Source organism: Coprococcus sp. ART55/1 (assembly GCF_000210595.1).
GTDB lineage: Bacteria > Bacillota > Clostridia > Lachnospirales > Lachnospiraceae > Coprococcus > Coprococcus aceti.
The window spans coordinates 2,535,121-2,546,259 of record NC_021018.1 but is presented as its reverse complement, the minus strand read 5'-3'; the positions used below and the strand labels follow the sequence as shown (position 1 = coordinate 2,546,259).

The following is an 11,139-nucleotide window of genomic DNA, read 5'->3' as shown; positions in this document are numbered from 1 at the left end:
TTTTCACAGCTTGCGGCTGGAGATACGGTCGATATATTGGGGCCTCTCGGCAACGGCTTCATGAAGTCCGACAAGAAGGCGATCCTGATAGGCGGAGGTATAGGAATCCCACCTATGTTACAGCTTGCAAAGGAGCTTGACTGTGAGAAGTCAGTCGTGCTCGGCTACAGGGATGAGATATTCCTGAACGAGGAATTTGAGCCATACGCACAGGTGTATATGTCATCTGAGGATGGACAGCACGGTGTGAAGGGCAACGTAATAGATGCCATAAAGGAATACGGCGTGGACGGTGCTGTCATATATGCATGTGGCCCTACTCCTATGCTTCGGGGAATCAAGGCATACGCCATGGAGAAGGGCATCGAGTGCCAGATATCCATGGAGGAGAAGATGGCGTGCGGCGTGGGCGCATGTCTTGCCTGTGTATGCAAGACTAAGGATATAGACGAGCACTCACAGGTGCACAATAGAAGAATATGCAAGGATGGTCCTGTATTCTATGCAGAGGAGGTGGAGCTGTAATGTCAGATAAGATCAATATGTCAGTGGATATAGCGGGTGTGACTCTCAAGAACCCGATAACAGTTGCATCAGGAACATTTGGCTCAGGTATGGAGTACAGCGAGTTTGTGGATCTTTCACAGCTCGGTGCAGTGACAACCAAAGGCGTAGCGAATGTGCCATGGCCGGGCAATCCTACACCTCGTATAGCGGAGACCTATGGCGGAATGATGAATGCCATAGGACTTCAGAACCCGGGGATAGATGTTTTCAAGAAGAGGGATATTCCATTTCTCAGAGATTACGATACAAAGATCATTGTTAACGTGTGTGGAAAATCCAAGGAAGACTATGTTGAATGTGTTGAGAAGCTTGGAGACTGTGACGTCGATCTGCTTGAGATCAACGTGTCATGTCCGAATGTCAAAGAGGGCGGAATCGCATTTGGCCAGCAGCCGGATGCGCTCTATGATATAACAAAGGCAGTCAAGGCAGCGGCAAAGCAGCCTATCATCATGAAGCTGAGTCCGAATGTCACAGACATAACCGAGATGGCCAGAGCTGCAGAGGCTGGCGGTGCTGATGCGGTATCACTCATCAATACACTGACAGGTATGAAGATAGATGTGAACAGAAGAACATTTGCAGTGGCAAATAAGACTGCAGGTGTGTCAGGCCCTGCAATCCATCCGATAGCAGTCAGAATGGTATACCAGGTGGCAAATGCAATAAAGCTTCCTATCATCGGAATGGGCGGCGTGGCTACCACAGAAGATGCCCTTGAGATGATTATGGTTGGCGCAAGTGCGGTGGCAGTTGGAACGGCCAACTTCCACAATCCTTATGCAACAGTGGAGATCATAAAGGGTATTGAGGAGTATATGAAGAAGAATTCCATCAGCGATATCCATGAGCTGATAGGCTGTGTAAAATAGAACGATATAAGTCTTCTGTAAGAGTTTTAAGGGGTGTTGGGTTATGGAAGATAACATAGATATTGAAAAATATGCACAAAAACTCCGCATGGAACTGGATGAGGCGCTTGGCAGAAATGAGGAGCTCAGCGAGGAGATATCTGATCACGCAAGGATGCTGGAGAAGACTCTTGACAATCTGGCAGGCGGTGTGGGTATATTTGAACTTCACGGGAATAAGCCGGCTGTCAGGTACATGAGCAAAAGCTTTTACAAGCTGTTCAATGTGACCGAGGATCAGATGAGTGGATATGCCAGTGACTACGTGATGCTGGCTATTCCAGAGGATCGGTCTGTCCTTAAGAAGCAGATCCTGGAGACCATAACGAGTAACAAGACCACGGTGCATGACATCCGCTTTACGGATGTGAATACCGGGGGATATTTGTGGATACAGGTCTGCCTTTCTGTCATGTCCATAAAAAAGGGAATTATCGCACTGTGTGCGGTGTTTATCGATGTGACAAGCAAGATGGAAGCGGAGCTGGAGAACAAGGCGCAGTCTGAGATGCTCAGGCTGATACTTCAGGGAAGCGGAGAGTCCATAATCGTGTACGATGTCCCAACGGATACTCTGATAAATAAGAAGGTCGTGGATGGCGAGATGGTCACCACCATGAAATATGAGAATTTCTATAAGGGCATCGACACTAACAGGATAGTCCACGCTGACGACAGAGACGCCGTGACCGGCATGTTCAGAAAGATCCTTGATGCGGATGCGGATAGCTGTGACAGGCTGATGGGTGATCTGCGCCTTGATCTGAATGGCGGAGGCAAATGTGAGTGGTACAGAGTGCTCTTTGTTCCTCTCAGGGACTCCAAGAAAAAGGTTTGCAAGATATTCGGAAAATATTACTCCATAAACGATGAGAAGATAAGAAGTCAGGAGCTTCAACTCAGGGCGGAGAGGGATTCTCTGACGGGACTTTACAATCATGTCACATTTCAGCACAAGGTGACAGATATGCTTGAGTCATTCCCAGGTGAGCTCTGCGCTTTTTATATCATGGATATTGACGACTTCAAACATATAAATGACGCATTTGGACACTATGCGGGGGATGATCTCCTGTGTGATGTTGCTGTGACTCTTGAGGAAGTTGCCTCGGCGGCCGGAGGATTCTCAGGACGACTGGGAGGCGATGAATTTGCACTGTTCATCCCGATCGTCGACAGAAGGGAGGATGTGTATAAGCTTGCTGATGATATACAGTCCAGACTCACCACCATCAACTGCAGTCTTCCGCACACTATGTCCGTGGGAATAAGCGTTCACAGGATAGAGGATGGGATAGAATTTGATTTGTTGTACAGCGAGTCGGATCAGGCGTTGTACGCGGCAAAGAGGGGCGGCAAGAACCGTTACTGTGACTATGCCGACTCAGCGGATATGCATTCATGTGATTCGCATCACAGCGGATATACATACAATGATGACGAAGGTCTTATGCTGGATGAGATATCTGGTATAGCATATGTTGCGGACATGAAGACCCACGAGATGTATTTCCTCAACAAGGCGGCTAAGAGAAGCCTTGGAATTGCGGAGAACGACGATTCTTACAAGGGTAAAAAGTGCTTTGAGATAACCCAGGGCGGTGATGACCAGTGCCCATTTTGTTCTAATGAGATACTGGTTCCCGGACAGAGCTATGTATGGAATCACTACAACAGCAAGGCAAAGGGACTGTATGTGGTGAAGGATAAGATAGTTGACTGGCACGGAAGAAAGAGCCGGCTTGAGATTGCAGTTGACGTGTCTGATATAGATAAGACAACACAGGTTCTGGCGGACAGCTATGACATAGAGGATGCCCTTGTCAATTTTATGGCGAATATAACTTCAAAGCAGAGCAGTGAGGAGAAATATACCAGTCTGCTCGAGGTGATTGGAACTTTCTACAATTCCAAGAACGCCTGCCTTGTGGAGTATGGACAGGATGGTACAGGGGAGCTTTATTACTGGAAATCATCAGACGAGGAGTCGATAGAGGATGGTCTGAAGGCTCTTGTCACACAGAAAATGAGGGATGAACTGGAGAAGGAAGTCCTCAGGGACGAGGTTCTCATAGTGAACCGTTCCCATCCATTAAGGAATCCTGAAACAGGATTTGCACGGATGCTGAGTGACAGCAGGATATGGTCACTGTATGCGGTCCCGATCATAGTGGACGATGAACTGCTCGGCAGGGTATTTGTGTTCAATCCGGAGAAGCACAATGGAAACATAAGACTCATGAAGAACTTCACTGCTTTTATCGGAAGTGAGATATATCAGAGACATCTGAAGGAGGACCAGCAGTTTGAGTTCACCCACGATAAGCAGACAAAATGCTTTAACAGGAACAGTTACATAGACTATATAAGAGGCAGAAAGAATCTGAGCAGTATTGGACTTGTGGCTGTGGATATCAATGAGATAAGGGGCATCGCGGAGATGTTCGGTCCGGATTATGCGGACGATGTGATCCTGCAGCTTGTCGGCAGGATAAGGAAGACGTTTCCGGACGAAAGGGTGTTCCGCATGGGTTATGACAGCTTTATCATCATATGCGAGAACATTGAGCAGTTGAAGTTTAACGTATATGCATCAAGACTGCGGGAAAACCTGCTCTACGGTGAGTTCACGGCATGTTGCGGGTATGTCTGGACAGATTATAACATTGACGTCCGCAGGATGGAGGATCATGCGGCAAATCTCCTGTATTCTGAGAAACAGCGTTGGTATGAACAGCAGGACTGTCATTCGGTGAAGTGGAATACGCTGAAAAAGGATATGGTGAAGAAGGAACTTGAGGAAGGACTGTTCTATGTCCTTTATCAGCCGAAGATGCTGTATCCGTCAGGAAAGATATGTGGGGCAGAGGCCCTTGTAAGATATTCCGGAAATGATGACTTAGCGGATGTTATCGACAGGCTTGAGAAGAGCAGGACTGTAAAATATGTGGATTTTTACGTGCTTGAGAATGTGTGCAGAGATCTGGCAAAATGGCATGAAGAGGGAATGCCATACATCCCGGTATCCTGTAACTTTTCCAGAATGTCGCTTATAGAGAGCAATGTGGCCAAGCAGATAGCAGCAGTGGTTGACAGGTACGGAATACCGCATGATGTGGTCGAGATAGAGATAACGGAGTCGGTCAGTGAGCAGGAGCATGATACTCTGGTGAACATTTCGAACAATATACATGAACTGGGCTTCAGGATCGCGATGGACGATTTTGGAACAAAATACTCAAATGTCGCCATGCTTGCCCACATGGGATTTGACATTATCAAGTTCGACAAGAGCATGATAAATGACGTAACTGTCAATCCGGTGGATCGCACGGTTATGTGTCATCTCATAAACATGTGCAATGAACTGGGAATGTTCTGTATAGCTGAGGGTGTGGAGACCGAGGATCAGGCGGATGCGCTCAGCAGCATGGGACTGGCTTGTATACAGGGGTATCTGTGCAGCAGGCCGCTGGAGAAAGAAAAGTATGTGGAGATGTGCAGGGAAAGAGGCATATCACAGCCGTACACCAATAAATAATTGAATCTTTATATGGATTATGGTAGTATGTGTAGGAAAAAGGGCAAAAAAGCCTGAAAACAGGAGGATTCGCAGAGACATGGAACAGTACAAGAAGGAATTTATCGAATTCTTGGCTGTCCTGTTTTGAAGACTCTCCCAAACCTCGAAAAACGCCGTATTTACAAGGCTTACAGCACTTTTACAGAAATCGCAAAAGTATCGTAACTTATCGTAAAAGTGTGTAGTTTATCATAAAAAGTGTGTAGTAAAGTGTGTAGTACAAACGAATAGGAATCATTAGATGAGGATGATAAAAGTATAAGTCCATGTACTTGTAGAAATGCAGGTATGTGGGCTTTTTTTATTATCAAAAATTCAAATGGATTATGGAAGGAGAGTTAAGATTATGAGTAATGAAATTTCATTGTTTGAGAAGCTGGGAGGTACTTATACAGAGGTGGATGGTATTTTGTATCCGAATATCGGTATGGATGATACTGATACGAAATCCGATACGGCTTCGGTTGTAGCAGCCGCCGATATCGGAAAATACGGTCATCTGTGGATTTGTTATATGAAGGAAAACCACCCTGACAGGTATCGTCATCATATTAGGCTGGGTCAGCTTCTGATTAGGGCAAAGGAAGTAAATGAGGAGGCTTATGAGATGTTAGATAGGATTGTAGAGAAGTATCTGGTGAAGCATAAGCCAAAGGATGCACATTCCACTATGGAAATGTGGAAAATAAGAGAGCAGGCAAAACAGCTTGCGGAGGAGGTTATTTATGGAGAGATTGTTTACAAGTATCACTAATGCAGGAGCGACTGCAACACAAAACAAAAATATTATGCAGACCGGTTATTATGCCGGAGAAAGAGAGGATTTTATGAGAGAAAATTTATTTATGACTGAAACAACTATGGCACCTGTTAAAATTGCACTGGATCATGGCTGGAGTTCCATTAAGGGCGAGCATACTTTTATGGAGACTTCTATAGTTCCGGTGGATTATGAGCCTCTTACCAAGAACGGACTTTTGGAGTATAAAGGGAAAAAGTATATCGTAGGACAGGGCAGACTTGGAAAGCAGGCAACCAAGACAGAGAATGAGAACTATTTTCTGCTGACCCTTGCAGGGATTGCCAAGGAATTGCAGTATCAGGGTAAGACAGCGGCTTCTCATGTGGAATTATATGCAGGTGTGCCTCTGACCTTGTTTGGTGCGGAGCGTAAGGAGTTTCGTGATTATCTGTGGCATAAGGAGCGTATTTCTTTTACCTTTGAGGGAGTGCATTATTCTTTCTTCATGGATAAGGTAAAGATTTATGCCCAGTGTTATGCAGCTATTGCGAACCGTATGGGAGATATGGACAGACTCAGATGTGTGGACTTGGGCTCCTGGACCTTGGATATATTAAGCGTCCGTGACAGAATCCCTATGGATAAGGATGCCTGTACTTATGAGCTTGGACTGATTACCACCATTGAGCGTATCAAAAAGGAAGCCCTTCCCAAGTTAAAGTGTGAAATGCCGGAGGATGACATTGTTGATGTTATCCGTGGAAAGCAGTCCAATGTAAATGCTGACTTTATCCCTTTTATTGAGAAGGGCTTACAGCAGTATGCAGACGAGGTGGAAGCGAAGCTTCGGGAGATTAAGGTGGATTTAATGCATGAGAATATTGTGTATGTGGGCGGTGGCGCCTGTGTGATGAAGCGTTTTGGCAGAGCGCAGGGCAGAAACATCCAGTATGTAACGGATGTGAAAGCCAATGCCATCGGCTACCGTTATCTTGCAGAAAATCTGGGATAGGAGGCTTTTATGGGAAATGCAATATCTTTTCGGTTGAATCCGAAATGTGAAAGTGACAGAAAAATCCTTGCGTGGCTGGAGGCAAAATCCAGCCAGCCGGGATATCTGAATCAGACAGAGCTTATCAAGCAGGCATTGTTTTCTGCTATGGAAAGTGAGCAAAGGGGCATTCGGGAAAAGGAAACCACAGAATGGATGGAGCAGGCAATCAAAAGCATGGCAGAGGAATTTACCAAGGTGGTGCAGGAGTCCTCACAGAATATGGCTAACAATATGTTTGCCGGAGTTCTGGGAGCAATGGCTCAGCAGATGAATATGGGAGTTGTTCCTATGGCTACGTTGCCGATGTCTGGTGCAGTTCCTAATGGTATGACAGTTGCTGTACCGAATGTAATGCCTTCTGCTGTAGCAGCTAATGTGCCGGAGCCAACGGTTCCCGATAATGAACTTGCCGCAGATACTTCCAATGCTATGGATAGTGCCACAAAAGATATGCTTGGAAGTCTGTTTGATATGGATGATGAGTAAGAAAATGAAAAATCACAGTATGACGGACTGTCTTACAAAAAGGTGCCTTGTATGAGGAAATGACCTTATCTGTAAGACAGTTCTTTTTCTATGGGAAAAGCTGTGATACGAAATTCTTACGAAGCCAGCCAAGCCTTTGGCAAAAAATAAAGTCTGCTTGCAGGCTTTATTTTTATGTCCATAAGGCGAAAAAGCTAGGGCTTGGGGATGTCAAATCCCCAACAAGTTCCTGCCCGTGTATATACAGGGCGGAACTTGATCTACCTTATGCGACGTATCCGGAGCCCATGCCGACTTAGGTCGGCACGCATCAGCGAAAGAAGGATTTCTTAAGGAAAATGATGCGGAGGCTATAGCAGGATTTCTTATGAGAAATGTGATTAGCAGATTTCTGTAAGACAGGTGTATGACACATTTCCATATATTCGGCGAGCGAATTATAACGAGCCGCAACAGACTGCTAAAGGAAATATCCGTGAGTGCAACGAGCGCATTGGTGAGCGACCTTAGGGGAGCGAGGCTATGCACGGGAGGGGAGATGCAGAATCTGCATCGGGGAAAATCTTCTGACGTATCCGGCAGTTTAATTATTCTATTGGAGTAGCAATTAAAAATTTATATTTTGTAGGTACGAGGGAGCAGGTATTTATTTACCTGCTTTTTTGTGTATCGGAATGGAGGAATTTATGAGAAATACAGATAAAAAGAAAGAGAATATGGTTCTGATGTCCATGCGTATTTCGGCAGAGGATAAGGAAGAGATTGAAGCGAAGGCAAGAAAGACCGGGCTTAGCACCTCGGAATATATCAGACGGTGTGCATTAGGAAGAAAGCTTCCTTGTTATGGTGATACCAGTCTGCTGAAGGAGTATTCCATGCAGCTGGGCAAGATTGGTTCCAACCTGAACCAGATAGCAAAGCACTTAAATGGTGGCGGAGATTTTTACAGCATTTATTATGAACTGAAGGAAGCCATAAGGGAGCTGTTGGATTTGAAATTTAAAATACTTCCTGCATTGGAGGATGTTGCCTGTGGAAAGAAGCGTAGGCGCAAAAGTGGAGAGGATGGTGAAGGTTAATGGCGATTTTGAAGCATATCTCAGTAAAGAACCGATTTTATTCTTCGGCGGTGGAGTATCTTACCTGCCAGTTTGATGAATATACCAACAAGCCTGTGTTGGATGAAAAAGGCAGAATACAAGAGCGTGAGAATTATCTGATTGTAGGTGTGAACTGTGATGTGGACAGCTTTGGTGCAGAATGTATCGAGGTCAATCGTCTGTATGGCAAGAATAATTCCGTAAAGGATGTAAAGGCGCATCACTATATCATCAGCTTTGAGCCAAATGATCCCATTACCATAGAGCAGGCGTTGGAATTTGGCAAGCAATGGCTTTCGGTATTCGCACCGGGGCATCAGGCAGTGGTGGCAGTTCATCCGGATGGTCACAATGGCAGTCAGAATATGCACGTTCACATGGTTATCAATTCTGTCAGAAAGTATGCCGGAAAGCAGAGCAGGTGGCATGAGAAACCCTGTGAATGGAAGCTGGGCTGTAAGCACAAAAGCACCGGGAAGATGATGTTCCATGCAAAAAAGTGGGTAATGGAGAAGTGTATCCGACTGGGTTTAGGACAGGTAGATTTGCTTGCTAAGAAGCACACGGACAACTACTGGGTGGAAAAGAATCTGATGAATCAGAATGCCAAGGACGGTGTTGGTGTCACTTCTAACAGAGAATTGATTCGGGATACCATAGACAAGCTGTTGCCTTTCGTGGATTCCTTTGAGCAAATGGTTGAATGTCTGCAATTTATGTATAACTGGAAGATTCGTGTTACGAATAAAACAGTGACATTTTCCACGTCGGGTATGAAGCAGGGTATTCGAGGAAATAAGCTGGGAGAAGGTTATGGCAAAGCTGACCTTGTAGAAAGAATTGCAAAGGTTGTGGCAGAGCGTAATGCGGAAAAAGAAGCCCGTCGCATTGCTGAGGAAGTAGCAAGGGTAAAAGCAGAGGCACTTGCCAGAGAAGAGGCTGCAAGGAAGGAGAAACAGCTACAGGAGGAGCAGAAGCAGAGAGAGCTTCTTGCGCGGAAAAGAAAACTGGCATTTGACAGAAATCGTATTTGTCAGGATTATTGTAGTGAAGAGCTTGCAAGAGAGGACTGGAATAAAGACTATGTGGATTATCTGCAATCACAGTTTATAAATGTAAATGATGCAGCCGGATTCATGGAAGGGGAGCTTACAGCACCGGTTATGACCAAAGATGAGTTTGAGCGACAGCAGGCAGTAGAACTGTATCATGAAAAAGCTGCCAGAGCAGTAGAACTTTGGGATATGGTGTTAAGCCAGCTTTCCAGTTCTACCCATAAGTGGAAGTGGGAGTATATGGATTATTTGGAAGATATCAAATACCAAGATACAGCAGATGTGACTTTGGAGATGGCAAAGGAAGATATTATGTCTTATGAGGAATTTGCGGAAGTGAAGGACGCAGAGAAAGCAATACAAGAGCAGATTTCTGAGACTGTAGAGGATTCTAAGATCGCAGCTATTCAGACTGCTTCAATAGACGAGCTACTGGCTATTGTAGTATCAGAGGAAGCAGATGTTGAAATTCCTGAGACAGAAGAAAAAGTATCAGAAGATACAGAGGTTTTTCCGGAAACGATTGATTATACTAAGCTGTCTATGGAAGAACGTGCTTCGCTTCTACCTGTGCCTACAGATGATTATACAGCAGAATATAATGCTTACTGTCAGCGTATGGGATATACGAGAGAGAAGATGAATAGTATCCGTTATAAGATGACTGTGTATGATGAATTTATGGCTGAATATCAGTATCGTAAGAAATACTATGGTGTAAGAGATGATTCGAGAAGTATCAGCGTACAGAAGAGTAGAGAAACAAGGTAGTAATTATTAAAACGTAATATTTGCTATATTGTTATGTTGTGGGCGAATTGTTGTAATTTACAGTTCGCCCTTTAATAAAAAATATAGAAAATACGATAATTAATTTAAAATTACCATCAAAATACAAGCCATGGGAAACGTATCCTTGGAGATTTAATAGAAGATATTCTTTTAATAGAAGACCTGTAATAGAAAAAAGATAATATGTTGATATGGGGAAATAGGCAACTTTATCTTATGATGGAATATGTGAGTAATTTGATTATTACGGGCAAGTTTAAGGCGGAAAGTGATGAGTTAAGGGCTTTAATAGGTAAGATAAGTTATGATAGAGGAGAAGCATTTAATAAAATGATTTTCAATATTATTAACGATTTTAATGAGTTTGAATTATATGCCAATATTAAAAAGATTAATGGAAAGAAAATATCGCAACCTAATGGAAATGATTTAGGAGACATAGATATTTTGATTATTGATGATAAAAAACATACGATAATTGCTGCTGAAGTAAAAGATTTTCATTTCTCTAGGAATCCATATGAAATACAACAAGAATATATGAAAATGTTTGTGGATAATGAAAATAAATTGTGTTTTGCTACAAAACATCGGCGTAGAGTTGAGTGGATAGAAAATCATTTATCGGATATTAAGGCGGTATATAAATTAGATGATAGAGAGTGGAAAGTTAAAGGCATATTTATTGTGAGTGAGCCTCTTATTAGTAGTTATATTTATAAGCAAACGATAAAGTGTATTTCTAGAGCAGAATTAACTGCTGATGCAATTAGGGAGTTGTAGGTAAAATGGGATTATTAGAAATACTAAAAGGCGAACAGCCAGGCATAATAACCTCACTCCTGCATT

At 43.8% G+C, this 11,139-nt stretch carries 9 protein-coding genes; all 9 read left to right on the top strand.

The features are described from left to right. The coding region (locus tag CCU_RS11430; protein WP_208896196.1) for an iron-sulfur cluster-binding protein at positions 1-525 on the top strand (525 nt) is incomplete at its 5' end. A gap of 11 nt (positions 526-536) precedes the next feature. After that, positions 537-1,439 (top strand): dihydroorotate dehydrogenase, encoded by a 903-nt coding sequence (locus CCU_RS11425; RefSeq protein ID WP_172676631.1) that lies wholly within the window; start codon positions 537-539, stop codon positions 1,437-1,439. Positions 1,440-1,482: 43 nt separating this feature from the next. After that, positions 1,483-5,019, top strand: coding sequence for an EAL domain-containing protein (locus CCU_RS11420; protein ID WP_015534775.1), 3,537 nt, complete (start codon positions 1,483-1,485; stop codon positions 5,017-5,019). Between the two features lie 388 nt (positions 5,020-5,407). Then, positions 5,408-5,815 (top strand): TnpV protein, encoded by a 408-nt coding sequence (locus CCU_RS11415; RefSeq protein WP_015534773.1) that lies wholly within the window; start codon positions 5,408-5,410, stop codon positions 5,813-5,815. Continuing rightward, entirely contained in the window at positions 5,787-6,815 is a 1,029-nt protein-coding gene (locus CCU_RS11410) for a ParM/StbA family protein (protein ID WP_015534772.1), read from the top strand. Before CCU_RS11415 ends, CCU_RS11410 begins: the two co-directional genes overlap by 29 nt. 9 nt (positions 6,816-6,824) lie before the next feature. Then, positions 6,825-7,343, top strand: coding sequence for a hypothetical protein (locus CCU_RS11405; protein WP_015534771.1), 519 nt, complete (start codon positions 6,825-6,827; stop codon positions 7,341-7,343). 686 nt (positions 7,344-8,029) lie between these two features. Next, entirely contained in the window at positions 8,030-8,422 is a 393-nt protein-coding gene (locus CCU_RS11400; RefSeq protein WP_015534770.1) for a plasmid mobilization protein, read from the top strand. Further along, a complete protein-coding gene (locus tag CCU_RS11395) occupies positions 8,422-10,269 on the top strand; it encodes a relaxase/mobilization nuclease domain-containing protein (protein WP_015534769.1) in 1,848 nt (615 codons plus the stop codon). The genes CCU_RS11400 and CCU_RS11395 overlap by 1 nt, the downstream gene beginning before the upstream one ends. A 249-nt stretch (positions 10,270-10,518) precedes the next feature. Then, complete coding sequence (locus CCU_RS11390; RefSeq protein ID WP_208896195.1) at positions 10,519-11,073, top strand: hypothetical protein; 555 nt, start codon at positions 10,519-10,521, stop codon at positions 11,071-11,073. The last annotated feature ends 66 nt before the right edge of the window (positions 11,074-11,139 follow it).

Coding starts and splice junctions, on each gene's coding strand:
- CCU_RS11420 (WP_015534775.1), top strand. CDS start 1,483: ATGGAAGATAACATAGATATTGAAAAATATGCACAAAAACTCCGCATG.
- CCU_RS11410 (WP_015534772.1), top strand. CDS start 5,787: ATGGAGAGATTGTTTACAAGTATCACTAATGCAGGAGCGACTGCAACA.
- CCU_RS11405 (WP_015534771.1), top strand. CDS start 6,825: ATGGGAAATGCAATATCTTTTCGGTTGAATCCGAAATGTGAAAGTGAC.
- CCU_RS11395 (WP_015534769.1), top strand. CDS start 8,422: ATGGCGATTTTGAAGCATATCTCAGTAAAGAACCGATTTTATTCTTCG.
- CCU_RS11415 (WP_015534773.1), top strand. CDS start 5,408: ATGAGTAATGAAATTTCATTGTTTGAGAAGCTGGGAGGTACTTATACA.
- CCU_RS11400 (WP_015534770.1), top strand. CDS start 8,030: ATGAGAAATACAGATAAAAAGAAAGAGAATATGGTTCTGATGTCCATG.